The organism is Streptomyces sp. NPDC012794, assembly GCF_042901085.1.
Lineage (GTDB): Bacteria > Actinomycetota > Actinomycetes > Streptomycetales > Streptomycetaceae > Streptomyces.
In genome coordinates this window covers 193,208-217,359 of sequence record NZ_JBIBCI010000005.1, presented here as the reverse complement: position 1 = coordinate 217,359, position 24,152 = coordinate 193,208, and the positions used below count along the sequence as shown (strand labels likewise).

The window sequence follows — 24,152 nt, the reverse complement described above, 5'->3', positions numbered from 1 at the left end:
GCCGGGCGGGGGCTCAGGCCGTGGCCGCCTCCGCCGCCGCGTGGAGCGCCTTCGCGGTGTCCTCGGTCCAGGGGTCACCGTGCCCGAAGCAGGCCACGGCCGGGGCGAGGGCGGCCAGCCGGCGGAAGGAGGCGACCGCCCCGGCCCGGTCGACGTTGAAGACGCCCAGCATCACCCGGCCCACCCCGGCCACGCAGTCCCCCGTGAACAGCACCCCGTGCGCCGGCAGGTGCACACCGATGCTGCCCGGCGTGTGGCCCGGGGCGTGGACCACCACCGCCCCGCCGCCGAAGTCCAGCACGTCACCGTCCTCCAGCTCCCCGTCGACCCAGGTCGGCGGCGCCTCCGGGGCCGTCAGCCCGTGCGCGTACAGCGGGACTTCCCAGTCCAGCAGCACCGGTTCGGGGACCGGCCGTTCACCGCGCACCACCGGGGCGTCCAGCCGGTGGGCCAGCACCCGCGCACCCCAGCGGACGGCGAGCTCACCGGCGGCGCCGACGTGATCGCGGTGGCAGTGCGTCAGCACGATCCGCTCCAGCCGCTCGGGCGCCAGCCCGAGGGAACGTATCGCCCGCTCGATGCCGTCGGCGGAGCCGGCATGGCCGGCGTCGATCAGGGTGAGCGCCCCGCCGTCCTGCCAGAGATAGGCCTGGCCGATGGAGAAGCGCAGCATGTGGAGCCGGTCCGGGAGTACTTCTACGAGATCCATGACGACGACCGTAGACAGCCGGGGCCGCCGCGGGCACGCGACTTAGCCACAAGCAGAGCACGCCCGGGGCGCACCGCGCCCCGGGCGTACGAAGTGTCCCGCCGGCTGCCGGTGTCAGACGGCCTTGGACGCCGCGTAGTTCACCAGGAACAGGGCCTCGGCGACCGACAGCCGCTCCAGCTCCTCGGGGGAGACGCTCTCGTTCACCGCGTGGATCTGCGCCTCCGGCTCGCTCAGCCCGATGAGCAGCATCTCCGCCCCCGGGTACAGCGAGGTCAGCGTGTTGCACAGCGGGATCGACCCGCCCATGCCGCTGATCTGCATCTCCTGGCCGTCGTACGCCTCCCGCAGGGCCGCCGCCATCGACGCGTACGCCGGGCTGCTCGTGTCCGCCTGGAAGGGCTGGCCCTGGCCCACGACCTCCAGCTCGAGGCGGGCCTTCCACGGGGTGTGCGCCACCAGGTGCGCCTCCAGCAGCTTGATGGCCTCGGAGGTGTCCACGCCCGGCGGCACGCGCAGGCTGATCAGGGCGCCCGCGCTCGCGTGCACCGAGGGGGTCGCGCCGACCACCGGCGGGCAGTCGATGCCGAGCACGGTGACGGCCGGACGGGCCCACAGCCGGTCGGCGATCGTGCCCTCACCGATCAGCTCGACACCGTCCAGCACCCTCGCGTCGGCGCGGAAGTCCGCCTCCGGGTACTGCAGACCCTCCCACACCGCGTCCGAGGCCAGACCGTCCACGGTCGTCGAACCGTCCTCGGAGCGCAGCGAGTCCAGCAGGCGGATCAGCGCGGCGAGCGCGTCTGGGGCGACACCGCCGAACATGCCGGAGTGCAGGTTGCCGCCCAGGGTGTCGATCCTGACCTTGATCAGGGTCATCCCGCGCAGCGTGGCCGTCACCGTCGGCAGCCCGAGGCGGAAGTTGCCCGCGTCGCCGATGACGATGGTGTCGGCGGCCAGCAGCTCGGGGTTGGCCTCGGCGTACTGCTGGAGGCCGCCGGTGCCCTGCTCCTCCGAGCCCTCGACGATCACCTTCACGTTCACGGGCACCCCGCCGTTGGCCTTCAGGGCGCGCAGTGCGAGCAGGTGCATGATGAACCCGCCCTTGCAGTCCGCGGCCCCGCGCCCGTACCAGCGGCCGTCGCGCTCGGTCAGCTCGAAGGCGGGGGAGATCCAGGCGGCGTCGTCCAGCGGCGGCTGCACGTCGTAGTGCGCGTACAGCAGAACGGTCGGGGCACCCTCGGGACCGGGCAGGAACCCGTACACGGACTGCGTGCCGTCCGGGGTGTCGAGCAGCGCCACGTCCTGGAAGCCCTCGGCGCGCAGGGCGTCGGCCACCCAGTTCGCGGCGGCCTGGCTCTCGCTCTGCGGGAACTGGGCCCAGTCCGCGACCGACTGGAAGGCCACCAGCTCGGTCAGCTCCGCCTTGGCGCGGGGCATGAGCGAGGCGACGGTCTCGGCGATCGGATTCTGGGACATGGGCACGCTCCTCGTGGGTGCGACGTTGTGATGAGTGCCGGGGTACGGCGAATGCAAGGCGAAAGACTGTCACGATCCTCGCACAGAGGGACGAGGCGGCGGCTCGCCGTAGGATTTCCACGGCATCGGAGCAACCGGGTGATCAGGAGCAGACGCACATCGTGAGCAGCGACGACGACGTGAACGGCGCAAGGGCAGAGCAGGCGGCTCGGGGGGCGGACGAGGGCACCCCGGCAGAGGCGGCCGGGGAGACGGCCGAAGGGGCGGCCGCGGAGGCCGCCGAGGGCGCCGGAGAGGTGTGGGACGTCGTCGTGGTCGGCGCCGGACCGGCCGGAGCGTCCGCGGCGCGCGCCGCGGCCGCGGCTGGGCGGAGCGTCCTGCTGCTGGAGAAGGCGGAGCTGCCCCGGTACAAGACCTGCGGAGGCGGCATCATCGGCCCCTCGCGCGACGCCCTTCCCCCGGGCTTCGCCCTGCCCCTCAAGGACCGCATCCACGCGGTCACCTTCTCCCTCAACGGCAGGCTGGCCCGCACCCGCCGCTCGAAGCACATGCTGTTCGGGCTCATCAACCGGCCCGAGTTCGACGCGGCCCTGGTCGCGGAGGCCGAGAAGGCCGGCGCGACCCTCCGTACGGGCACGGCCGTGTCCCGGGTCGAGCAGCACGGCGCGGCCGTGCCGGACCGCCGCACGGTCGCTGTGGTGCTCGCCGACGGCGAGACCGTCCTGGCGCGGGCCGTGGTCGGTGCCGACGGCAGCGCGAGCCGGATCGGCGCCCACGTCGGTGTGGAGACGGACCAGGTCGACCTCGGCCTGGAGGCGGAGATCCCCGTACCGGAGACGGTGGCCGAGGACTGGAAGGGCCGCGTCCTGATCGACTGGGGTCCGCTGCCCGGCAGTTACGGCTGGGTCTTCCCCAAGGGCGACACGCTCACCGTCGGGGTCATCTCGGCGAAGGGCGAGGGCGCCGCCACCAAGCGGTACCTCGACGACTTCATCGCCCGCCTGGGTCTGGCCGGCTTCGAACCGGCCGTCTCCTCCGGTCACCTGACCCGGTGCCGCAAGCCCGACTCCCCGCTCTCGCGCGGCCGGGTGCTGGTGGCCGGTGACGCGGCCGGTCTCCTGGAGCCGTGGACGCGGGAGGGCATCTCCTTCGCGTTGCGTTCGGGACGGCTCGCGGGCGAGTGGGCGGTCAAGATCTCCGAGGCGCAGGACGCGGTGGACGCGCGCCGCCAGGCGCTCAACTACGCCTTCGCGGTCAAGGCCGGGCTGGGCGTGGAAATGGCCGTCGGCAAGCGGATGCTGTCCGTCTTCGAGGCCCGCCCGGGCCTGATCCACGCCGCGCTCACAGGCCTGCGGCCGGCCTGGACGGCCTTCGCCCGCATCACCCGCGGCTCGACGACCCTGCCCGACCTGGTCCGTACGCACCCGCTGGCGCGCAAGGCGCTGCACCTGGTGGACGACCGTCACGCGCGGGGCCGCCGCGGATAGGCGCGGGGAGACAGCCACGCCGAGGCGCCGGCACCGGCGGCGCCCGCGTGCGCGGGGGCACCGATCAGGTGCGCTCCGCCGCGCGGGGTCCGCCGGGGCCGGCGCCTCGGCACGTCCGGGAGGGGGAATCCCGTCCGGGGCGGTCGGGCGGGGTCCGGGCGGGGGTCGGGCGGTGTGCCCGGCGGGGGCCGTGCGGGGTCAGTGCGGGGTCCGGTGGCAGCCGGCGGGGTCTGGTGGGTCCGGGCGCCCGGCGGGGTGCGCGCGGCTCAGCGGGACACCGTGACGCGGAAGACCGGGTGGTCCACGGCCGCCGCCCGGAGCTCGGCGTCCGTGGACTTCGCGGTGACGCCCTGGAAGAACCGGTTGACCTCCCAGCCCCACTTCTCCAGGTAGGTGCGCAGGACGGCCGCCTTCTCCACCGGGTCGGTCAGCTCCACGGCGGTGAAGGGGCGGACCTTGCGGCCCACGCGCAGCTCCCCGCCGCCCGCCGCGCGCATGTTGCGGACCCACTGGGAGTGGCCGCGAGCCGAGACGAGGTACTGGTCGTCCTCGTGGGTGTGCGGGTTGACGGGGATGCGCTGCATCCGGCCGGAGGTGCGGCCGCGCACCGACAGCTCGGCCGAGCTTGCCGAGCAGGGCGTTGAAGCGGACGGCGAAGCAGCCGGCCTGGGCGTAATAGGGGGCGGGCGCGTTCATGGTGGCCTCCGGGACCCATTGGGAGAGCATTGCTCTCGCTTGAGATCAGTGTGCACGGATCGCCGCACCCAAACAAGAGCACTGCTCTCTGTGATGAGCATCGCTCTGTTTTTTGTGCACTGCTCTGCTCCCGTGGCACACTGATCCGCATGAGCACCGTGCGAGGAGCCAGGGAACGGGCCCGTATCGAGGTCACCGCCGCCATCAAGGATGAGGCCCGCCGCCGGCTCGCGGCCGAGGGCGCCGCCAAACTCTCACTGCGCGCCGTCGCCCGCGAGCTGGGCATGGTCTCGTCAGCCCTCTACCGCTACTTCCCCAGCCGCGACGAGCTGCTCACCGCGCTGATCATCGACGCCTACGACAGCCTGGGATCCGCCGTCAAAGCCGCCGACACCACCGCCCTCGCCGCCGGCGACCCGCCCCGCGCCCGCTGGACCGCGGCCTGCGCGGCCGTCCGTACCTGGGCGCTGGCCCACCCGCACGAGTACGCCCTCATCTACGGCTCGCCGGTCCCCGGCTACACCGCCCCCCTCGACACGGTCGGCCCCGCCGCCCGCGTGGCCAACGTCCTCATCGGCATCCTCCGCACCGCCTACGAAGGCCGCGGCCTCGCCCTGCCGCCCCTGCCCGCCCCCCTGCGCGCCGAAGCCCACCGGATGACCGCGGACTTCGCCGAAGGCCTGCCCCCGGAGGTGACGGCCGCGCTGGTCGCGGCCTGCGCGCAGCTCGTCGGCCTCGTCTCCTTCGAGCTGTTCGGCCAGTTCAACCGGGTCGTGGAGGAGCGGGAGGCCTTCTTCGCGCACGCCGCCGGGCAGCTGGCGCACTCCGTGGGACTGCCCGCCGTATGACAGGGGCATGGTGACAAGTCGCTTGTCTGTTCCTCATACCGATCCGGTTGGTTCGCCTTTCACCAGGATTCCGCGCGTCTAGTGTTCCTGGGGTCCCGCCACCGCCGCAGCCGGAGGAACATCCGTGACCCCCGCCCGCGTACTGAGGTCCCTGTACGCCGTCGCCGTGACCGTGCTGCTCGCCGCACCGGCGCCGGCGGTGCCCGCCTCCGCGAGACAGACGGCGCCGCCGGCCACGCCCGCCCCCCGGATACCCGGAGTACGCGGCCTGGAGATCGGCGTACCCGCCTACGCCCGGGCCGACGCCCCGATGCTGGCCGCGCTCACCGCCACCACCCCCGCCGCCTCCGTGGTCGTCCTCAACCCCGGCAACGGCGACGCCCCCTTCGACGGCCGCTGGCGCGCCCGCGCCGACGCCCTGCGTGCCAGGACCACCGCCACCGGCGAGAGGGTCAAGGTGCTCGGCTACGTCCACACCGACCACGGCCGGCGGGACCCGGCGGCCGTCAGGGCCTCCGTCGACAACTACCTGCGGCCTTCCGGCGACGGGGACGGCCGGCTGCACGTCGACGGCATCTTCTTCGACGTCGTGAGCCGCGACTGCGGCCCCGGCAACGCCACCCGCGACCACTACGCGGCACTGCGCCGCTACGTCCAGGACACCATGCACGCCGCCGACCCGGACGTGGACGGCCTCGTCGTCAACAACCCCGGCACCGCCATCGCGGACTGCTACCTGGAGCCGGGTCACCGCACCGCCGACGTCTTCGTCACCTACGAGAACACGTACGCGGCCTACACGACGGGCGGATGGCACGGCAACGTCTTCGACGCCCACGGCGCCTACCGCCAGGGCGCCGAACTCGACCCGACCGGCACCGCGTTCTGGCACCTCGTGCACGAGGTCCCCGACACCGCCGCCATGCGCGCCGCCCTCCGCACCGCCTTCACCCGCGGCGCCGGCTACGCGTACGCGACGAGCGCGGCCATGCCCAACCCGTGGAACGCCGGCCCCGCCTGGAAATTCGGCCCCCAAACCGCCTACGCGGCCACCCTGGGCGGAACGGCCCCGGCCGGCTGACCCGTCCCGCGCGCACGCCGACCGCTGCTGCGGGGCGCGAAGCCGCGGCCGACGGCCCGGCCGGTCCGGACGAGGACCCGGCCACGCCGGAGACGCCCAGGCGATCAGCCCGGCGCCGGCCGCTCGTCCCCGGCCCGACGGCCCGGCGCGTCCCGCTCCCAGGTCATGGTCACCCTCAGGTGACAGTTGGCCGTGCTCTTGGTGATCACGGCCCCGGCCTCGAACGCGAGGTCGACGCCGAACTCGAACGAGATCCCGTCGGGCCCGGCCTTGCGCAGCTGGTCGAGGGTGGCGCGCGCCGCCTCCGTGACGGAGCCCAGGGCCTCCTGGAGGGTCTGGGGCAGCTGGTGAACGGCATCGCCGAAGCGCCCCGCCTTGAGGGGCCCCCGCGCCATGGCCGGCGCCTCGACGAGGAGGGTGCCGCCGTCCGCCAATGGGATCCGGGCCAGTTCCGTCAAGGCTCCTCCTCCGGTCGCCCGCCCCCTCGACCATCCCCGGCACCGGCGCGTGCCGCACGCGCGGTGGGCCGTACGGATGACCGGCGCCTCAGGCACCTCGGATCAGGGGCTCGACCTGGCTACCAGGGATCCACTCCGGGGCGAGATCGCCGATGCCTTCATCTGGCAACCTCCGGCGCGCAGGAAAGTCCTGTCCGGCTGACCGCATGTGCCATCACTCCCGCCAATCGGCGGCAGCCATCATGGCCCTTGACCGCCTCGAAGCACTCGTCCGCAACAGGCTCAAACGCCTCCAGTACCGGCCCCACACCCTCGACGGCTTCATAGCCGGCACTGGCCTGACCCTCCACGACCCACCTTCTCCCTGACGAGCTGAAGTCAGACATGGCATAGGACGGCGTGAAGGGCTGGTCTTCGCTCCCCCGGCAGGAGTGGGGGGTTGCCCCGACCTGTAACGTGGTGATCTTCGGGCGGCGTAGGCCCTCGGAGTCCCAAAGGTGAATCCCCATGACGATCGATGAGCTGCCCGTCGCGTGGAAGCTGTCTCCCGAGGACGTCCAGGCGGGGTGGCGTGCGCTGTGGTGGACCGTGGGACCGGACGGCGAACTCGCCGTGATGCTGGTCCAGCGCCGGTACCTGAGCCGCGACAAGTATCCCCGTGGGTGGATCGGATGGCGTGCCGAGACGCCGTTCGACGGAGAGCTGGTCATCACCTCGGGACAGGAGCAGCGGCGGATCCCGGTCGAAGGGATCGACATGCGGCCCAGCCATCTGGCCCTGCTCCCCGGGTCCCGGTTCCTGTTGGCGTCGAGCCGTACCAGCCCGGACGCGGAGGGAGCCTGGCGGGAGAACGCCGTCGTGTACTCCCCCGAGGGCCGGCCGGAGGGTGCCTTCTGCCTCGGTGACGACATCCCGGCCCTGGTCACCGACCGCAGCGGGGGCATCTGGACCGCCTACGGCGACGAGGGCATCTACGGCGGCCACCCGGAGTCCGCAGCCGGCCTGGCGGGCTGGAACACCCAGGGTGTCGCGACGTGGGCGCCGAAGGGGAGACTTCCCGACTGGCCGCTGGAGGGTTGCACGGCCGCCACGGAAGGCGAGTCGGTGTGGCTGGTCTGGTATAGCCCCAAAGGGACCTTCCTCACCCGGATCACACCCTCCACCGGCGAAGTCGCGAGCTACCGCAGCCCGGTGAAGGATCCGGACGGCTTCGCCGTGCGCGGCACGCGGGTGGTCCTGACCAGCCGCGACCACTACAAGCGCAGGACCACCGTGACCCGCGCGGAACTGGTCGGCGACGTGTGCGTCGCCATCGGCCAGGAGCGGGTGCGGGTGCCCGGGCGGGTGGTCATGAAGTGCGGCCAGGGCCGCGACGGCACCCTGTGGCTCCGCGCTGGCCGTACTTGGGTGCGCATCGACGCCTGAGACCCGCGGCCGTCAGACCAGCGGCAGGGCGCCCGTCAAGGCCCGCCGGTAGACCGTCGGGGAGGCGCCGATCGCCGCCGAGAGGTGCTGGCGCAGGGAGACTGCCGCGCCGAAGCCCGCGTGGGCCACGACGCCGACGGATTCCTCGCGGCAACCGGCCTCTCCCTCGACCTCCCAGCACCATCACCCTGAAGCGCCGACGTCAGTAACGCGATCGTGCCGTGCCGTGCCGTGCCGTGGTGGCTGGGGCGTCAGCGGATCAGGTACCGCATGACCGCCTTCGTCAGGTCGTGGTGCCACCCCTGAACACGGGAAGTCCGGCGGGCGTTGACCTCGCCCTCGAAGGTCGAGCCGTTGTGCAGCGTGACCGTGACATGCAGCCGGGACCTGGGGACGACGTAATGCGTGACATCGGCGATCTCTGACCAGGGCAACTCGGTCTCCGCGCCTCCCCGGTCGAGGTCCTCATCGGTTTCGATCTGGTCCAGCGGTATCCCGCGCCCATGGAGTGTCAGGAGTACCCCGTCGGCATCGACCACGATGCTGGAGTCCGTGTCCGCCGCGATGAATGCCTCGTCGTCCGGGACGGGCACCTGTCCGGAGCCTCGATCCCCGCTACGGAGGTGGTGGGAATGCACGGGGGTATGGGCGGGGGTGGGGGAGCGAGTCGGTATGACGTCGCCGCTTCAGCCAACTCGGCGAATCAATCCAGGAGTTGCGACGGGATTGGCCGACGATCGGGCTTCTTCTCCAGGCAGGACGCCACCAGTTCCCGCAGCAAAGGGCTGTCCCGTAATGATCTTCGAAATAGTTCGGGTGGCGCGGCGTACGGCGGTCACCAACTTGCCGAAGCAGCGCGGGCTCAGCCCGGCAAACGGCGCTATCCAAGACGGCTCCGACGCCGTCACACCGAGATCGTTTCACTGTGCCCGTGCCCGTGCCCGTGCCCGGCTGGCCGCCACCGGCAGGACGTTCAGACTGGGGAGTCCCGGTGAGAGCCAGTTGTGAAGGCGAGGATGTCGAGTACTGCCTCGCGCAGGCTCGCGAAATGGCGGTGGACTCCTTCCACTGGGGCCGGGGCGTTGACTCCCCACACCGTCATGCCGGCCCGGAGCCCGGACTCGACTCCTGACGGCGCGTCCTCGATGACCAGGCAATCCTCCGGCTTTGCGCCGAGTCGTTCGGCGGCCAGCAGGTAGGGAACCGGAGACGGCTTGCCTTCCGCGACTGCGGCGGCATCCACGAGCACACTCGGAACCGGTAGCCCGGTCCGGACGAACCGCCCGTGCACCCGGTGCTCGTAGTTCGAGGTCACCAGCGCCCAGCAGCCCGAGGGGAGGCCGGACAGCAACTCCGACGCGCCGTCGAAAGCGGCATAGACACCGGAACGGACGTCCTCGTCCTCCAGTTCGTGCAGCGCGGCCAGACACTCGCGCGGGTCCCGCTCCGGGGCTACCGCCGCGAAGGTCTCCATAGGACGCGTCCGCAGCGCCACTTGGTAAACCGCGGCAGGGTCGAGTCCGTAACGCGCCGCCCACACCTCCCAGATCCGACGCTGGTTGGCCACCGCGTCGATCAATGTTCCGTCGACATCAAAGAGGACATACTTCGTGGAACGTGGTTGCGTAAGTTCGGTGGTCACGCCGAGATCATGCCATCAGCCCATCAAGCTGGCCGTTGCGCGACAACCCTAAGGGCGGGATGCTGCTCAAATCGGGCGCCTCGTGCACGGAGCGGTACATCAGCCCCATCGGCGTTCCTTCGCCGAACGCACTGCCGCCTGCTGCGGCCACCAGGACCGCGCCCAGCGCGAACACGTCGGCCGCGGCCGTGACGTCGGCGCCCATCGCCTGCTCGGGTGCGAGGAACCCCGGCGTTCCGATGGCGTGGCCCGTCGCCGTCAGACGCGTGGACTCCACGGCCCGCGCGATCCCGAAGTCGAGGACGCGGGGCCCGTCCACAGCCATGATGATGTTGCCGGGTTCACATCGCGGTGGACCAGGCCACAGTCATGGATCGCTGCCAGGGCTTCTGCGAGCGCCGCACCGAGCGCCGGTAACTCCCGTGCGTCCAGGGGGACTTGATTCTGAATGCGTTCGGCGAGTGTCGGTCCCGGCACGTACGCGGTGGCCAGCCAGGGAGGGTCCGCGTCCGCGTCCGCGTCGACGACCGGAGCCGTGTGGAAGCCGCCGACAGCCCGCGCCGCCTTCACCTCCGCACGGAACCGGGCCCGGAAGTGAACATCGGCGGCAAGCTCGGCCCGCGCGACCTTGACCGCTACCGCACGTCCCCCGCGAGACCGGGCCAGATACACAGTGCCCATGCCGCCCTCGCCGAGCAGGCGCTCGATCACGTAGGGACCGATACGTTCGCCGCGTACTGGCTGCCCCTCGGCTCCCCGCCGCCCCGTCCCACTCACCCGATCCCCCGATCCTGTCCGGCTGCCCCGGAGAGGGGATCATCTCGCCTACGGATCACGACGCGACCCCCTTGAGGGGCCGCCAGCGGATGAGGCTGCGGCCCAACGGCAGGAAGGCCCAACTCCTCCGTCTTCGCGGTTCAGTGCACGCTGGTGGAGCCCCTCTCGTCCCGAGACACAGCCCGCAGAGGCTGGAACCGGAGCGCTCCGTGGCCGGGTCGGCGCGCGGCCCGGACACGGAGAGCCGAGGTCAAAGCCAGCGTACGGACGAGACGGAGTCGTTGCCGGCGTTGCCATGGTTCAAGCTGATCGACTCGCCCGGCAGCAGCGTGATCGGCGTGCCCTTGAAGTCCCGTTCCGGGTAGACGCGCACGATGTCGGTGGTCCGGTTGTACAACGTGCCGGCCCTGTCGTTGAAGCACCACAAAAACGATCACTCGTGCGACGGGAACGCCCGGACAGCCGAGCAGCCGCCCTTCGCTCACGCGGTTCCCGGGGCCGAGCCATTCCGCTCCCGGCCGGGGGCGAAGGGGCCTTCCGGGGCGAAGGCGTGGGCGGCGAAGCGGTCGGCGATGAGCTGGTGGCCGGCCGGGGACGGGTGGAGGCCGTCGGGGAGGGGGAGAGCGGCGAAGTCGGCCTCGCCGTAGAGGCCGAGCCCGTCGAGGTGGTGCAGGTGCGGGTCGTCGGCCGCGCGTTCCCGCGCGATGCGGGCCAGTTCCTCCCGCACGACCCTGAGGGTCAGCTTGCCCGCCGGGACCTCCGCCGGATCGCCCGCGGCCCGGAACCGGAGCCTGCCCTCGGAGAGTTCACCGAGGTCGGGGGCGGTGGGGCCCGGGGTGTCCTCGTGGATCGGGCAGAGGACCGGTGAGACCAGCAGCAGCGGGGTGACGGGGTGGCCCTCGCGGATGGTGTCGAGGAAGCCGTGGACGGCGGGGCCGAAGGCGCGCAGGCGCATCAGGTCGTGGTTGACCAGGTTGATACCGATCTTGACGCTGATCAGGTCGGCGGGGGTGTCCCGCAGGGCGCGCGCGGTGAAGGGGTCGAGCAGGGCGCTGCCGCCGAAGCCCAGGTTGACCAACTCGACGTCGCCCCGGGCGGCGGCCAGCGCCGGCCAGGTCGTGCTGGGGCTCGCCGCGTCGGAGCCGTGGCTGATCGAACTCCCGTGGTGGACCCAGACCCGGCGGCCCCGGTCCGGGGAGGGCTCGACGGGGGCGTCGGTCCGCAGGGCCACCAGCTCGGTGACCTCGTTGTGCGGCAGCCAGATCTCCACGTCCTTCAGCCGGTCGGGCAGGCCGGAGAAGCGGACCGTACCGACCGGGCCGGGGAGGCGCTCCGCCGACCCGGTGGCCATGTCCACCATGAGGACGTGACCGCCAGGCACCGAGCCCCGGCCGGTGAGCCGGCCGTCGACGAGCAGGTCGTACACGCCGTCGGGGCGCGGCGGGGCACCCCGGTAGGCCGTCCTGGTGCGCACGGCGTCCAGTTCGACGGCCGTGGCCCGGGTGCGGAACACCAGCCGCACCCCGGAGGGCTGAGCCTCCGCCATGGCCAGCTGCCCGTCGGCGCACTGGGCGCGGGCCCGGGCGGGCAGCCGGTGCGGGAGCAGCCCGAGCGGGGTGCGTTCGAGCTCCAGGGCGCCGCGCAGGAACCGCTCGTGCACCGGGGTGGTGATCCAGTCGGGGGAGGTCGGGGAGCCGGGGGAGGCAGGGGAGTCCATGGGGCCCAGCCTGCCAAGCCGGTGTCCGGTCCGCACAGGGAATATCCCCCGCGCCGGGCCTCCGCGCCGGCACCGGGCGGGGTCCGGCCGGCACCGGGCGGGGGAGCCGCTGCCCAGCGGCGCCGGGCCGGGCCGTCCGGCGTCAGATGCCCGCCGTCTCCTGCCACAGCCGTGCCAGCGACTCGTCGCCGCGTACGCCCGGGCCGGCGAGCGGGAGCCGGTTCCACAGGGCCGCGTACAGCCAGGACGCCTCCCCGGTCACCTCGCAGTCCGCCTTCTCACCGGTGTCGCCGCGTACCGTACGGGCCGGCTCCTTCGACAGGTGGACCGTCCACACCGCGCCCGTGTCCGCCGCCCGGACCCGTATCACCCGCGGCTCCTCGGTCCGCACCCGGCTGCGCGGCCGGGCGTGGAAGCCGGTCAGCAGCTCGTCCACCCCGTCCTCCGCGAAGGCCGGCTCCACCGCCGAGAGGGCGACACCCCGCGCGGACTCGGCGTCGAAGCGGTGCACGGTCGTCTCGTGCGCCTGCCGCCGTGCCCAGAACGCCAGCGGCGACGGCGGCGCCGTCGGCAGGAAGGTCCAGCACGCCAGCCCGGCCGGGGCCTCGGACAGCGACCGGACCAGTTCCGCGTGCCCCTCCCGGAACCAGGCGAGCAGCTCCGCCCCGGCCAGCTCCGGCGGCTCCGGGAACGCCACCGGTTCCACCAGCCCGTCCCGCACGTACCCGGCGGCCCAGCGGTGCACCGAGCCGGTGTGCCGCAGCAGGTCGGTGACCCGCCACTCGGGACAGGTCGGCACCAGGACGTCGGTACCGGCTCTTTCGGCCTGATCGGCGAGGAGTTCGCCCTCCCGGGCCACGGTCTCCGTATATTCGGTGATCTTCATGCCGCGAGTCTGCCAGCAGCCCCCGACAATGGAAGGGTGGACGGGGAACTCTTCCCGCGCGAGCGGACCGAGATCGCACCCGGTGCGGTGCACCTGCCCGACTGGCTCGGGCCCCGGCGCCAGCGGGAACTCCTCGCCGCGTGCCGCGAGTGGGCCCGCCCGCCCGCCGGACTGCGCACCGTACGCACCCCCGGGGGCGGGACGATGACCGCCCGGCAGGTGTGCCTGGGCCTGCACTGGTACCCGTACGCCTACGCGCGCACCGCCGTCGACGGGGACGGCGCGCCGGTCAAGCCGATGCCGGGGTGGCTCGCCGAGCTGGGACGGGGGGCGGTCACCGCCGCGTACGGATCGCCCCCGCCGGACGCGGAGGCGTACGACATCGCCCTGGTCAACTTCTACGACGGCGACTCCCGGATGGGCATGCACCGGGACGCCGAGGAACGGTCCGGGGCCCCGGTCGTCTTCCTCAGCCTGGGTGATTCCTGCCTCTTCCGCTTCGGCAACACCGTCACGCGGGGGCGCCCGTACCGGGACGTGGAGCTGCGCAGCGGGGACCTGTTCGTGTTCGGCGGCCCGAGCCGGCTCGCGTACCACGGGGTGCCGAAGGTGCTGCCCGGGACCGCCCCGCCGGGCCTGGGCCTGAAGGGACGCCTCAACATCACCCTGCGGGTCGGTGGCCTGGACGTATAGCCGGGGCGGGCAGCGCCGCCCGGTCGTGCGAGGATCCCCTCATGAACGGCAACGGGGCCCCGCCGGGGGCGGGGGACGCGAGCACGGCGTCGGCGGCGTCCGCGAGGACCAAGCTGGAGCGCGGCCGCGGCGCACTCGGCCCGGCGCTGGAGCTCGTCCACACCGGCCGGGCCCCCACCCGGGCGGTGCTGACGGCCGAGCTCGGCGTCACGCGTGCCACCGCCGGAGCCGTCGCCGCCGAGCTGGAGGCGCTCGGCCTGATCCGCGTCGACTCCCGCCCCGGCGGCGCCGGCGGCACCCAGGGCCGCCCCTCGCACCGGCTCGCCGTCGACGAGAACGGCCCCGTGGCGCTGGCCGCGCAGGTCCACCCCGACGGGTTCCGGGCCGCGCTGGTCGGCCTCGGCGGGCGCATCGTGGCCACCGCGCCCGGCAAGCTCACCGTCTCCGCCGACCCCGCGCAGGTGCTCGGCGCGGTCGTCGACGCGGGCGCCCGGCTGCTCGCCGAGTCGGGGCGCCGGTGCGTCGGCGCGGGCCTCGCGGTGCCCTCGGCGGTCGCGGAGCCCGAGGGCACCGCCCTCAACCCGCTGCACCTCGCCTGGCCGCCCGGCTCTCCGGTACGGGCCCTGTTCGCCGAGTGCGTGAAGGCGGCCGGCATCGACGGGCCGGCCCTGACCGGCAACGACGTGAACCTCGCCGCGCTCGCCGAGCACCGGCACGGCGCGGGCCGCAGCGCCCAGCACCTGCTCTGCGTGGCCACCGGACACCGCGGGGTGGGCGGGGCCCTGGTGCTCGACGGCAGGCTGCACAGCGGGAGCGCGGGCCTGGCCCTGGAGGTCGGCCACCTCACCGTCAATCCCGAGGGGCGGGCCTGCCACTGCGGCAGCCGGGGCTGCCTGGACGTGGAGGCCGACCCGCTGGCCTTCCTCACCGCGGCCGGCCGTACGCCGGGGCCCGAGGTGTCGCTGCTGGCGCAGGCCCGTGACCTGCTGCGCGCCGAGTACGCGCAGCCGTCGGTCCGGGCGGCCGCCGAGGAGCTCATCGACCGGCTCGGGCTGGGGCTCGCGGGCCTGGTCAACATCCTGAACCCGGACCGGATCATCCTCGGCGGACTGCACCGGGAGCTGCTGTACGCCGACCCGGAGCGGCTGCGGGCGGTGGTCGCCGACCGCAGCCTGTGGGGGCGCAGCGGGGGCGTGCCGATCCTGCCGTGCACCCTGGACCACAACAGCCTGGTCGGGGCGGCGGAGCTGGCGTGGCAGCCCGTACTGGACGATCCGTTGGGGGCGCTGGGCGCCGCCGTCTGAGCCGGGCGGCCGGGCCGGTGCGCCCCTGTGGGGGCCGGCCGGGTGTCGGGGCCGGGGGTCCGGGGCGGGGCCGGTGCCCGCGGGGGAGTCAGCCGGGCCCGGTGCCGGCTGTGACCGACGCCGGCACGCCGGTCCCGACGGCCCGGGCGTCGACGGCGGCGAGCACCGGGCGGGCGGGTCCGCGTACGGTCTTCTTCACGCCGATACTGACCGTGCGCGTCGGCGCCGCCGGTGCGGGGGCCGCCCGCATCGAGAACCACACCACCTTGCCGGGCCCGTCCGCGCGGTGCCGGACCCCCCAGGCCTCGCTGACCGCCTCGACGAGCGCCAGCCCGCGCCCGCAGGTCTCCAGGCCGTCGGCCGCCCGGCGGACGGGCAGCCGCGGATCGCTGTCGTGGACGGAGACGGTCAGCCGCCCGAGGCGGAGTTCGATCTCGACCGTGCACGCCTTGTCGGGCTGCGCGTGGCGGTGGACGTTGCTGAGCAGCTCCGTCACGCCGAGCGCAGCCCGGTCTATGAGCGGGTCGAGCTGCCAGTGGCGCAGTTGCGCGGAGACGATCCTGCGGACCTGACCGATCCGCGCTGGCAGGGCCTGCAGTTCGACGACGCAGTGCCTGCGGGAATGACTGATCACGGCTGCGACTCCCCGACATCATTGTTACGGGTGCTGCACCCTCGGTGACGCGAGTACCAGGGTCACCCACCGTGGCGCCGCCCGCAACCGAACGCGGCGGAATAGGGCCGAAAGCGATCCGCATAGAAACCCAAAGCAATCATTTGCGCAGGTGAGGAGGGTACATTGCGAAAGGAGGGGGCCCTGGAACCGACAAAGGAGCAAGGCGCATGAGCATCACCGGCACCACCGGTACACCGGCCTCGAACACGGCCGGAAGCACGGTGACGACGACGGTCGACGTCGACCGCAGCGACGCCGCCTACCGCGCCTGGCTCAAGGAGGCCGTGCGCAAGGTCCAGGCGGACGCCAACCGCTCCGCCGACACCCACCTGCTGCGCTTCCCGCTGCCCGAGGCGTGGGGCATCGACCTGTACCTGAAGGACGAGTCCACCCACCCGACGGGCTCCCTGAAGCACCGCCTCGCCCGCTCGCTGTTCCTGTACGCGCTCTGCAACGGCTGGATCCGCCCCGGCCGCCCGGTCATCGAGGCCTCCAGCGGCTCCACCGCCGTCTCCGAGGCGTACTTCGCCAAGCTGATCGGCGTCCCGTTCATCGCGGTGATGCCGAGGACCACCAGCCCGGAGAAGTGCCGCCTCATCGAATTCCACGGCGGCGAGTGCCACTTCGTCGACGACTCGATGAAGATGTACGAGGAGTCGGCCGACCTCGCGGCCCGCACCGGCGGCCACTACATGGACCAGTTCACCTACGCCGAGCGCGCCACCGACTGGCGCGGCAACAACAACATCGCCGAGTCGATGTACCAGCAACTGCGTCTGGAGCGGTACCCCGAGCCCGCCTGGATCGTGGCCACGGCCGGCACCGGCGGCACCTCCGCGACCATCGCGCGCTACGTCCACTACATGCAGCACGACACCCGCATCTGCGTCCCGGACCCGGAGAACTCCTGCTTCTTCGACGGGTGGACCAACAACGACCCGCACGCGAGCAGCGACTGCGGCTCGCGCATCGAGGGCATCGGCCGGCCGAGGATGGAGCCGAGCTTCGTGCCGGGCGCCATCGACCGCATGATGAGGGTGCCGGACGCGGCGTCCGTCGCCGCCTGCCGCGCCCTCGAACAGGCCATAGGACGCAAGGCCGGCGGTTCCACCGGAACCGGCCTGTGGAGCGCCCTGAAGATCGTCTCCGAGATGGTGGCGGAGGGCCGCACGGGCAGCGTCGTGACCCTGCTCTGCGACCCGGGCGACCGCTACCTCGACAAGTACTACTCGGACGAGTGGCTGGCGGCCCAGGGCCTCGACATCGCCCCCTACTCCAAGACGATCCGGACCCTGCTGGAGACCGGCGACTGGCGCGAGCCCCAGGCCTGAGCCCCGGGCAGCGGGGTCTCAACCGCGGGTGCCGCCGCCGGCCGGCCGTCAGACGTCCCCCGCCCAAGGGGTCAGCACGACGACGGCAGTGCCGGCAGGTCCTCCGGGAAGAGCAGGGTGAGTTCGTCCTTGTCCGGGTCCGCCAGCTGCGCGACCCGCCCCGCGTGCCGCTCCACCATCGCCTCGAAGGTCTGGCGCGCGGTGCGGCCGTTGCCGAAGGCCGGACCCTTGGGCAGCTCCGTGAAGTACTTCAGCAGCGCCTCCCCGGTGCCCTCGCCGAGCCGGTACTCGTGCTCCTCCGCCTGCTGCTCCACGATCCGCAGCAGCTCCGGCGGCCCGTAGTCCCCGAAGGTGATCGTGCGGGAGAAACGCGACGCCACCCCGGGGTTGACCGTCAGGAAGCGCTCCATCTCCTCCGTGTACCCGGCGACGATCACCACCACCGCGTCCCGGTGGTCCTCCATCAGCTTCACCAGCGTGTCGATCGCCTCGCGCCCGAAGTCCCGGCCCGAATCCTCGGGGGCCAGCGCGTACGCCTCGTCGATGAACAGCACCCCGCCCCGCGCCCGGTCGAAGGCCTCCTGCGTACGGATCGCCGTGGACCCGATGTGCTCGCCGACCAGGTCCACCCTGGACACCTCGACCAGGTGGCCGCGCTCCAGCACTCCGAGGGAGGCCAGGATCTCCCCGTACAGGCGGGCGACCGTGGTCTTGCCCGTACCGGGGGAGCCCGTGAAGACCAGGTGCCGGCGCACCGAGGCCGCCTTCAGGCCCGCCTGCTGCCGCCTGCGCCCGACCTCGATCATGTCGGTGAGGGCCCGCACCTCGCGCTTGACGCTGTCCAGCCCGACCAGCGCGTCGAGCTGCCCCAGCACCTCGCCCGAGCCGCGGGGGACCCGCGCCGCGGACGGCGTCCCGGCCGGATCCGGCACCTCCCCGGCCCGGGAGGCCGGTACCCGGTCCGCGGGCCGCCCCGCCGGGCCCTGGACCACCGTGGCCGTACGCTGCCCCCCGCCCGCCTGCTGCGCCCCGGCGGGCGCTCCGCCCGCCGCCCGCGCCGCGGGCCCCGTACCGGCCTCGTCGCCGGTGCACCCTTCGGCGAGGGGGCCGTCCTCCGCGAATTCGTAGCCGCCGCGCGCGCAGCGCTCGGTGTGGCACCGGGTGAGCGTGGTGCGGCAGCCGTCGATGACGTGGAATCCGAACCCGGAACTGCCCGTCACCCGGCACGCCGTGAAGGTGCCCCGGCCGCCCGCCGACACGTAGAACCCGGCCTCGGCGGCGGAGGTCACCGTGCACCGCTCCAGGGTGGGATCGGCGCCCTTGGTGACGATCACGCCCGTCTGCACGGCGTCGATGGTGCAGTTGGCCAGGGCGCCGCCGCTGCCGTGATCGCGGAACCACGCCCCCGTGCCCGCCTCCCGGATCCGGCAGTCGTCGAGCTGCACGCTCGCGCCGTCGCTCACCGAGACGGCCGTGTTGCGGACCTGCGACAGATCGCTGTCGACCACGTCCACGCGCGAGCCCCGGTCCAGGACGAACAGCGCGTCGGGCACGTCGTGCAGGCGGCAGGAGTCCAGCGAAGCGGTGGCCCCGTCGCTCACCCACACCGCCGGATAGTCGCCCGTACTGTCGTGGATCTCGCAGGACTCGGCATCCACCCTGGTCCCCGGGTCCCACACCGACAGGCCGTTGCGCCCGAACCGGCGCACCGTGGTGCGGCTGAGGGTGAGCACCGAACGGGAGCGCAGGTCGACGGCGTTCTCGGGGATGTCGTGGATGTCGCAGCCGGTGAGCGTCAGCACCGCGTCGGTGTCGAGGGTGATCCCGTCGGCGGACGTACGGTGCACCGCGCAGTCGGTGAGGCGGGCCGCCGCGCGCGCCGCGACCTGCACACCGGCACCCTTGACCTCGTACACCTCACAGCCCAGGGCCTCCAGGCCCGAGCCCTCGCCGGTGACCGAGATGCCCGCGCCGACGGCGTGGTGGATCCGGCAGCGCTCCAGGCGCGGATGCCCGCCGCGCACCGAGACGCCGGCCTGCCCGGCGGCGACCACCTCGCACTCCTCGAACACCCCGCCCCCACCGTCCAGGACGGAGATCCCGGCCCCGGCCGGATTCTCCACCGTGCACCGGCGCACCAGGGGCCTGGCCCCGCCGCGCACCTCGATGCCGGTCGCCGACCGGGTGTGCACGCGCAGGCCCGTGAGCTCCGGCGAGCCCTCCTCGACGAGCAGGGCGGGCGCCGTCCGGTCGGCTCCCTCCAGGTACAGGTCCTGGACCACGGCCGAGGCGCGAACGGTCAGCGCGACCCCGTCGAGCGGGGCGATGCGCACCGACCCGGCCACCGTCCCCTCGGACCCGCGCAGGGTGACGGCATGACGCAGGACCAGGTTCTCCCGGTAGGTGCCGGGGGCGATGGACAGCACGTCGCCGTCGCCCGCCACGGCGAGCGCGGCGGTCAGCGTCGGATACTCACCGGAGCGCCGCCGCCACCGCGAGGCCCCGCCGTGCGTCACCTGGACCGTGCCCTGAGCCATCGTGCTGTCGTGCCCCCACCCATGTACTCGCGCTGCCGGACCGGCGGAAGCGACTGAAGCAACTGAAGCGACCGGAGTGGTCGAAGTGCTCCGAGCGCCCCGGGAGTTCCGCGGCTGCCGGAGCCGCTCACGCGACCGGACCGGCCTTCGGCTCCACCGTAGCGCGCGTGGGGCCGGTGAGTGACCAGGTCAGCTGCCCGCGCCCGCCCGGCCCCAGTCGGGCCACGCCGCCGCCCACGCCCGGTCCAGCCGCATGTACCGCCGATGCATGAGCCGGCGTACGACCAGCCGGCGGACCGTCTCCGCCAGCGCCGCGGCGGTGAGCGCGGCGGCCAGACCGGCGGTACCCGCGTGGAAGGAGGCGGCGGAAGGGTCGAGCGGCTGCCCCACCAGCCGGCCGCGGATGTCGGTCCATATCCGGAACCGGTCGCCGGCGCGCGGCGGTTCCTCCGCCGCCGGGACCGTGCCCTCGTGACGGCTGCCGTCGGGCGCGGTCCAGGAGGCCACGATCCGGGTCCGCTCGGGCGCCTGCCGCTGCGCCGACGGATCGGCGGCCGCGCCCGGCGCGGACCGGACCACCACCGCCGGGACCAGGTACCGCTCGTGCCGCTGTTCGCGCGCGGCCCGCTGCAAGGTCCCGTCCACCTGGAGGCCCGCCGCCCAGCCGACGGCCGGGGCCACCAGCAGGACGCACACCAGCGCGGCGAACGCCACCCATGCCTCGAAGAGATCGGTCGGCCTGCGCAGCGGATTGCGCCGCCAGCGCCATACACCCATTGCTGTCCGCACGGTCCGGCTCCCCCTGCCCCATGCCCGGTCTTCGTCTTCCTCTGCCGTCCTGAATGCTCCAACGGCCCCGCGCGGCACGTTGGTTCCAGTGGACGCCAGGAGCCCCTCGAAGGTGTCATTCCGTTGGCCCGCCGTGGTCAGTGGCGGGCTCTGGGGCTCCGGGCGCGGCGGCGCGGTCACTCCAGGACGCGCACCTCGTCGCCCACCCGCACCGTGCCCGTGACGACCGGCACCAACTGGCGTCCGAAGGCCAGCGACTTCCCGATCCGGCGGTGCTTCGCCAGGGTCTTCAGGGGTTCGCGACCGCGCTCCGCGGTCCGCTGGTCGGTGGTGGTCACGATGCAGCGTCCGCATTCGCGCACGCCGCGGAACACGGCGTCGCCGATCGCGATGCGTCGCCAGCCGTCCTCGGCCCACGCCGCGGCGGGTCCGCCGACCACCAGATTGGGCCGGAAACGGTTCATGGGCAGCGGCCCCTCCTCCGGGTGGTCGCCCTCGGCGATCAGCGCGTTGAGGGCGTCCAGCGAGGCGTTCGTGGCCAGGAGCAGGGGATAGGCGTCGGCGAGGCTGACGGTCTCCCCGGGCAGTGCGTATTCCGGGTCCACGGGCCGGCGGACGGCCGGGTCGTCCAGGTGCACGAGGCGCGCGTCCTGGCCGAGGTAGGCGGTGAACCACTCGGCGGCGGCACTCGCCGCGACCACCGTCTCGATCTTCTGGCCGAAGAGCACGACCGGCTCCAGCGGGCCCGACCGCGGCACCTCCACGACGAGGGCGGGCATGCCCGGTCCCGACAGCTCGACCCGCCCGCCCGGCAGCGGCCGCGCCGAGGCCAGGGCCAGCCGCGCCTGCTGGCGCTGGGTGATGACCGCGCCGGTCGTGTCGATCACGGCCCAGCGGCGGTCCCCGGCCGGCCCCCAGGGCTCCACGGCCATCTCGTCGGGCGCGGCCCCCGCCACCGACTTGACGGGATGGACGTGGAGTGACTGGACGTACAAATTCGGCATGGGGGCATTGTGGCAGCTGCCCCCGCCGGCCCCCCAGGGGCCGTGTGCACGTCAGACGGCACACGGTGCGCGGGACGCCGGCTCGCGGTCGGCGGCCGCGCGGTCAGTAGCCCCGCTGCTGGTACTGGCGGCCGTACGGGTCCTCGTACGAGGGGACGGCCGCCGCGGCCGCCACCGGGGCCATGGGGGCCATCGGGCGCGGAGCCGCCGGGCGCATGGCCTCGTACCCGGCGCCCATGGCGGCCGGGCGGGGCTGCTGCGGCTGGGGCTGCGGCGGGTAACCGGCCCGGCCCGCGAACTGCTGCTGCTGTTGCGGGATGTACGGGGCCGGCGCGTGCTGAAGCGGAACCGGCATCTGCTGGGGCTGGGGCATGGCCTGCTGCGGGTACCCGTAGCCGTACGCGGGTGCCGGCGGCTGCGGCGCCGCGGGCGGCAGGGCGGGCATGGACGAGGCGAGGGCCGGCAGGTAACCACCGCTCGAGTAACCGGCACTGGGGGACTCGTACGCGGCCGGAACGCGGATCGGGGCGATCTGCGGAGTGCCGCGTTCGGCGACGAGGGAGTCGTAGATGGGGGTGTCCGGGAAGGAGGGCGCGGAGTAGTAACCGCCGCCATAAGTGGAGCGGGGGGAGGTCATGGGAGACAAGTTAAGCCCACGGCTTCACCGGGTCCATAGCCAGGCTCCGTCAACACCGCGCTGACCTGCATATTCGCAGGTCAGGGCCACAGCTTTCACATGACGTTCACCTGCACGATTCGTCACTTGCGCCCCGGCTTGATGCTACTCGTACTCGCCGGTTGGCCTTTGCACGCACTTGGAGCTGACGGAGAGTCACAATGCGATGACCTTGGATGACGCTTCCTCAGGAGGGCGAATTTTCCGTTTCCGCCCTTCAGGCGCTTCAGGCGTCGCTCGGGCGGGCATAGGTGCGGCCCTTCCAGGCGGCGCCGCGCCCCCGGTAGTGCTGGACGGCCGAGTCCACGGTCATCAGGAGGTACAGCAGCGCGGTGAGCGGCAGCAGCGGAGCCAGCGCGGCCGACTGCCGGTAGTAGCGCAGCATCGGCAGGTACGTCCCCGCCATCAGCAGCCACGCGAGGCCCCCGCCCCAGGCCGTCGCGGTGCTCTCCGCCGAGGCCGGGCCCGCCAGACCCGCGAACAGGGCCGCCGGGGGAACCAGGTACACCAGCGTCAGCCCGGCGACCGTGCCGGCCAGCAGCAGCGGCTGGTGGCGCAGTTGGGCGTAAGCACTGCGGGACACCATCCGCCACAGGTCCCCCAGCGCGGAGTACGGGCGCACGCTGTCCACCCGCTCCGCCAGCCCCAGCCAGATCCGCCCGCCGGAACGCTGGACGGCGCGGGCCAGGGAGACGTCGTCGATGACGGCCTGCCGGATCGAATCCGGGATCCCCGCGCGGACGGCGGCCTCCGTCCTCAGCAGCACGCAGCCGCCGGCGGCCGCGGCGGTCCGCGAGGCGGGACGGTTGACCCGGCGGAAGGGGTACAGCTGCGCGAAGAAGTACACGAAGGCCGGTACGAGGAGCCGCTCCCAGAAGCCGGCCACGCGCAGCCGGGCCATCTGGGAGACGAGGTCGAGGCCGGCGCTGGTCGCCGCGGCGACCAGTTCGCGCAGGCTGTCGGGCTCGTGCGCGATGTCGGCGTCGGTGAGGAGGAGGAACTCGGGCTCCTGGCCGTCCGGGCCGGTACGGGCCCGCGTGATGCCGTGGCGCAGCGCCCAGAGCTTGCCGGTCCAGCCGGGCGGGGGCTCCCCGGGGGTGACGACGGCGAGCGGCAGCCCGGGCTGCTCGGCGGCCAGCCGGCGGGCGAGGTCCGCCGTGCCGTCGGTGCTCCCGTCGTCGACCAGGACGATCCGCGCCTCGCCGGGATAGTCCTGGGCGAGGAGGGAGGGCAGGCTCCGGGGGAGCACCTCGGCCTCGTCCCTGGCCGGGACGACGACGGCCACGGAAGGCCAGCGGGCGGGGGCGGAGCGCGGGGGGAGGCGGACGTCGGTGCGCCAGAACATGCCCTGGGCGAGGGTCAGCCAGAGCCAGGCGGCGAGGGACGCGTAGGCGGCGATGAGGAGGCCCATGGCGGCAGTGTTGCCGAAGCGGCGCCGGCGCGGGGCCGTCTTCCGGGCAAGCCGGATCCCGGGCGCGTCGGTGGCGCCCCCCGGGCAAGCCGGATCCGGGGGGGGCGGGCGGGGCCGGGGGTGGGTCGGGACCGGCCGGGCGCGGGCGGGGACGGGACGGCGGGCGAAGGCCGGCACGGCAGGCGCGGCCGGTACCGGGTCGCTGGGGTCGGCACCGGGAGCGGCACCGGCTCCGCGCGGACCCCCTGCGGGCCTTCCGCGGCCCGGCCCGGCCCGGATACCAGGCCGGGCCCGACCCTGCCGGGCCCGGAACCCGGACCGGGCCTTCGGCCCTACCGCGCCGGGCGCGGAAAGCGGCTCGGTCGGATCGGCCTGGAACCCGGACCGGCCTTCGGCCCTACCGCGCCGGGTCCGGAAAGCGGCTCGGTCGGATCGGCCCGGACCCCGGACCGTGCCCCGCCCGGACCCCGGACCGTGCCCCGCGTCCCGGCGTGCCGTGGCCATCGGAACCGGACCTCGGCTGGGG

Annotated in this window: 22 protein-coding genes and 3 pseudogenes; 8 read left to right on the top strand and 17 right to left on the bottom strand. The window is 73.6% G+C overall.

Annotated features, from left to right (window positions below):
• Nucleotides 1-13 precede the first annotated feature (13 nt).
• Both ACFY7H_RS11855 and ACFY7H_RS11850 read right to left on the bottom strand, forming a co-directional pair.
• Nucleotides 14-709, bottom strand: coding sequence for an MBL fold metallo-hydrolase (locus ACFY7H_RS11855; RefSeq protein WP_388936774.1), 696 nt, complete (start codon nt 707-709; stop codon nt 14-16).
• A 114-nt stretch (nt 710-823) separates the two neighbouring features.
• Nucleotides 824-2,188: a dipeptidase gene (locus ACFY7H_RS11850; protein WP_388936772.1), complete on the bottom strand. Its 1,365-nt coding sequence runs from the start codon at nt 2,186-2,188 to the stop codon at nt 824-826.
• A gap of 296 nt (nt 2,189-2,484) precedes the next feature.
• Between ACFY7H_RS11850 and ACFY7H_RS11845 the strand changes: the two genes are divergently transcribed.
• Nucleotides 2,485-3,675 carry a geranylgeranyl reductase family protein gene (locus tag ACFY7H_RS11845; protein ID WP_388937487.1) on the top strand — a complete coding sequence of 397 codons (1,191 nt, stop codon included), beginning with the start codon at nt 2,485-2,487 and terminating at the stop codon, nt 3,673-3,675.
• A 266-nt stretch (nt 3,676-3,941) separates the two neighbouring features.
• On the opposite strand, the gene ACFY7H_RS11840 is transcribed toward ACFY7H_RS11845, so the two are convergent.
• A complete protein-coding gene (locus ACFY7H_RS11840; RefSeq protein ID WP_388936768.1) occupies nt 3,942-4,259 on the bottom strand; it encodes a nitroreductase/quinone reductase family protein in 318 nt (105 codons plus the stop codon).
• 261 nt (nt 4,260-4,520) lie between these two features.
• Here ACFY7H_RS11840 and ACFY7H_RS11835 point away from each other — a divergent pair, with 261 nt between their 5' ends.
• Nucleotides 4,521-5,219 carry a TetR/AcrR family transcriptional regulator gene (locus tag ACFY7H_RS11835; RefSeq protein WP_388936764.1) on the top strand — a complete coding sequence of 233 codons (699 nt, stop codon included), beginning with the start codon at nt 4,521-4,523 and terminating at the stop codon, nt 5,217-5,219.
• Between the two features lie 124 nt (nt 5,220-5,343).
• A complete protein-coding gene (locus ACFY7H_RS11830) occupies nt 5,344-6,300 on the top strand; it encodes a spherulation-specific family 4 protein (protein ID WP_388936761.1) in 957 nt (318 codons plus the stop codon).
• A gap of 104 nt (nt 6,301-6,404) precedes the next feature.
• Here ACFY7H_RS11830 and ACFY7H_RS11825 read toward each other — a convergent pair whose 3' ends face one another.
• Nucleotides 6,405-6,758, bottom strand: coding sequence for a CU044_2847 family protein (locus tag ACFY7H_RS11825; protein WP_388936755.1), 354 nt, complete (start codon nt 6,756-6,758; stop codon nt 6,405-6,407).
• A gap of 236 nt (nt 6,759-6,994) precedes the next feature.
• Here ACFY7H_RS11825 and ACFY7H_RS11820 point away from each other — a divergent pair.
• Together ACFY7H_RS11820 and ACFY7H_RS11815 are read left to right on the top strand one after the other, a co-directional pair.
• Nucleotides 6,995-7,126: pseudogene (locus ACFY7H_RS11820) on the top strand (IS630 family transposase); the annotation flags it as partial.
• Between the two features lie 139 nt (nt 7,127-7,265).
• Nucleotides 7,266-8,183, top strand: a complete 918-nt coding sequence (locus ACFY7H_RS11815; RefSeq protein ID WP_388936752.1) for a hypothetical protein — start codon at nt 7,266-7,268, stop codon at nt 8,181-8,183.
• Nucleotides 8,184-8,434: 251 nt separating this feature from the next.
• Here the strand turns inward: ACFY7H_RS11815 and ACFY7H_RS11810 are convergent, their stop codons facing one another.
• From ACFY7H_RS11810 to ACFY7H_RS11780, 7 genes and pseudogenes are all read right to left on the bottom strand, one after another.
• Nucleotides 8,435-8,776 carry a hypothetical protein gene (locus tag ACFY7H_RS11810; protein WP_388936749.1) on the bottom strand — a complete coding sequence of 114 codons (342 nt, stop codon included), beginning with the start codon at nt 8,774-8,776 and terminating at the stop codon, nt 8,435-8,437.
• Between the two features lie 228 nt (nt 8,777-9,004).
• Nucleotides 9,005-9,091 (bottom strand): annotated as a pseudogene (locus tag ACFY7H_RS11805) (IS5/IS1182 family transposase); the annotation flags it as partial.
• A 65-nt stretch (nt 9,092-9,156) separates the two neighbouring features.
• Nucleotides 9,157-9,825 (bottom strand): HAD family hydrolase, encoded by a 669-nt coding sequence (locus tag ACFY7H_RS11800; RefSeq protein WP_388936746.1) that lies wholly within the window; start codon nt 9,823-9,825, stop codon nt 9,157-9,159.
• Nucleotides 9,826-9,880: 55 nt separating this feature from the next.
• Nucleotides 9,881-10,506 (bottom strand): annotated as a pseudogene (locus ACFY7H_RS11795) (serine/threonine-protein kinase); the annotation flags it as partial.
• 346 nt (nt 10,507-10,852) lie between these two features.
• The gene (locus tag ACFY7H_RS11790; protein ID WP_388936743.1) at nt 10,853-11,029 is read right to left on the bottom strand and encodes a peptidase inhibitor family I36 protein; all 177 of its coding nucleotides are present in this window, start codon (nt 11,027-11,029) and stop codon (nt 10,853-10,855) included.
• Between the two features lie 54 nt (nt 11,030-11,083).
• On the bottom strand, nt 11,084-12,319 hold the full coding sequence (locus ACFY7H_RS11785; RefSeq protein ID WP_388936740.1) for a GDSL-type esterase/lipase family protein: 1,236 nt from the start codon (nt 12,317-12,319) through the stop codon (nt 11,084-11,086).
• Between the two features lie 142 nt (nt 12,320-12,461).
• Nucleotides 12,462-13,205, bottom strand: a complete 744-nt coding sequence (locus ACFY7H_RS11780; RefSeq protein ID WP_388936737.1) for a maleylpyruvate isomerase family mycothiol-dependent enzyme — start codon at nt 13,203-13,205, stop codon at nt 12,462-12,464.
• Nucleotides 13,206-13,241: 36 nt separating this feature from the next.
• On the opposite strand from ACFY7H_RS11780, the gene ACFY7H_RS11775 reads away from it, so the two are divergent.
• The gene (locus tag ACFY7H_RS11775; RefSeq protein ID WP_388936734.1) at nt 13,242-13,898 is read left to right on the top strand and encodes an alpha-ketoglutarate-dependent dioxygenase AlkB family protein; all 657 of its coding nucleotides are present in this window, start codon (nt 13,242-13,244) and stop codon (nt 13,896-13,898) included.
• A 41-nt stretch (nt 13,899-13,939) separates the two neighbouring features.
• Nucleotides 13,940-15,202: an ROK family protein gene (locus tag ACFY7H_RS11770; protein WP_388936730.1), complete on the top strand. Its 1,263-nt coding sequence runs from the start codon at nt 13,940-13,942 to the stop codon at nt 15,200-15,202.
• 88 nt (nt 15,203-15,290) lie between these two features.
• On the opposite strand, the gene ACFY7H_RS11765 is transcribed toward ACFY7H_RS11770, so the two are convergent.
• Nucleotides 15,291-15,836, bottom strand: a complete 546-nt coding sequence (locus tag ACFY7H_RS11765; protein WP_388936727.1) for an ATP-binding protein — start codon at nt 15,834-15,836, stop codon at nt 15,291-15,293.
• A gap of 209 nt (nt 15,837-16,045) precedes the next feature.
• On the opposite strand from ACFY7H_RS11765, the gene ACFY7H_RS11760 reads away from it, so the two are divergent.
• A complete protein-coding gene (locus tag ACFY7H_RS11760; RefSeq protein WP_388936724.1) occupies nt 16,046-17,209 on the top strand; it encodes a PLP-dependent cysteine synthase family protein in 1,164 nt (387 codons plus the stop codon).
• Between the two features lie 71 nt (nt 17,210-17,280).
• On the opposite strand, the gene ACFY7H_RS11755 is transcribed toward ACFY7H_RS11760, so the two are convergent.
• From ACFY7H_RS11755 to ACFY7H_RS11735, 5 genes are all read right to left on the bottom strand, one after another.
• Entirely contained in the window at nt 17,281-19,746 is a 2,466-nt protein-coding gene (locus tag ACFY7H_RS11755; protein ID WP_388936721.1) for a right-handed parallel beta-helix repeat-containing protein, read from the bottom strand.
• 189 nt (nt 19,747-19,935) lie between these two features.
• Nucleotides 19,936-20,535, bottom strand: coding sequence for a hypothetical protein (locus ACFY7H_RS11750; protein WP_388936718.1), 600 nt, complete (start codon nt 20,533-20,535; stop codon nt 19,936-19,938).
• 176 nt (nt 20,536-20,711) lie between these two features.
• Nucleotides 20,712-21,539 carry an MOSC domain-containing protein gene (locus tag ACFY7H_RS11745; protein ID WP_388936715.1) on the bottom strand — a complete coding sequence of 276 codons (828 nt, stop codon included), beginning with the start codon at nt 21,537-21,539 and terminating at the stop codon, nt 20,712-20,714.
• Between the two features lie 103 nt (nt 21,540-21,642).
• Entirely contained in the window at nt 21,643-22,176 is a 534-nt protein-coding gene (locus ACFY7H_RS11740; protein WP_388936713.1) for a DUF6643 family protein, read from the bottom strand.
• A gap of 265 nt (nt 22,177-22,441) precedes the next feature.
• Entirely contained in the window at nt 22,442-23,626 is a 1,185-nt protein-coding gene (locus ACFY7H_RS11735; RefSeq protein WP_388936710.1) for a glycosyltransferase, read from the bottom strand.
• Nucleotides 23,627-24,152 lie beyond the last annotated feature (526 nt).

Bases quoted from the DNA above. Each gene is read 5' to 3' on its own strand.
- ACFY7H_RS11855 (WP_388936774.1), bottom strand. From the start codon at position 709: ATGGATCTCGTAGAAGTACTCCCGGACCGGCTCCACATGCTGCGCTTC.
- ACFY7H_RS11850 (WP_388936772.1), bottom strand. From the start codon at position 2,188: ATGTCCCAGAATCCGATCGCCGAGACCGTCGCCTCGCTCATGCCCCGC.
- ACFY7H_RS11840 (WP_388936768.1), bottom strand. From the start codon at position 4,259: ATGCAGCGCATCCCCGTCAACCCGCACACCCACGAGGACGACCAGTAC.
- ACFY7H_RS11835 (WP_388936764.1), top strand. From the start codon at position 4,521: ATGAGCACCGTGCGAGGAGCCAGGGAACGGGCCCGTATCGAGGTCACC.
- ACFY7H_RS11815 (WP_388936752.1), top strand. From the start codon at position 7,266: ATGACGATCGATGAGCTGCCCGTCGCGTGGAAGCTGTCTCCCGAGGAC.
- ACFY7H_RS11785 (WP_388936740.1), bottom strand. From the start codon at position 12,319: ATGGACTCCCCTGCCTCCCCCGGCTCCCCGACCTCCCCCGACTGGATC.
- ACFY7H_RS11780 (WP_388936737.1), bottom strand. From the start codon at position 13,205: ATGAAGATCACCGAATATACGGAGACCGTGGCCCGGGAGGGCGAACTC.
- ACFY7H_RS11770 (WP_388936730.1), top strand. From the start codon at position 13,940: ATGAACGGCAACGGGGCCCCGCCGGGGGCGGGGGACGCGAGCACGGCG.
- ACFY7H_RS11760 (WP_388936724.1), top strand. From the start codon at position 16,046: ATGAGCATCACCGGCACCACCGGTACACCGGCCTCGAACACGGCCGGA.
- ACFY7H_RS11755 (WP_388936721.1), bottom strand. From the start codon at position 19,746: ATGGCTCAGGGCACGGTCCAGGTGACGCACGGCGGGGCCTCGCGGTGG.
- ACFY7H_RS11745 (WP_388936715.1), bottom strand. From the start codon at position 21,539: ATGCCGAATTTGTACGTCCAGTCACTCCACGTCCATCCCGTCAAGTCG.
- ACFY7H_RS11740 (WP_388936713.1), bottom strand. From the start codon at position 22,176: ATGACCTCCCCCCGCTCCACTTATGGCGGCGGTTACTACTCCGCGCCC.
- ACFY7H_RS11735 (WP_388936710.1), bottom strand. From the start codon at position 23,626: ATGGGCCTCCTCATCGCCGCCTACGCGTCCCTCGCCGCCTGGCTCTGG.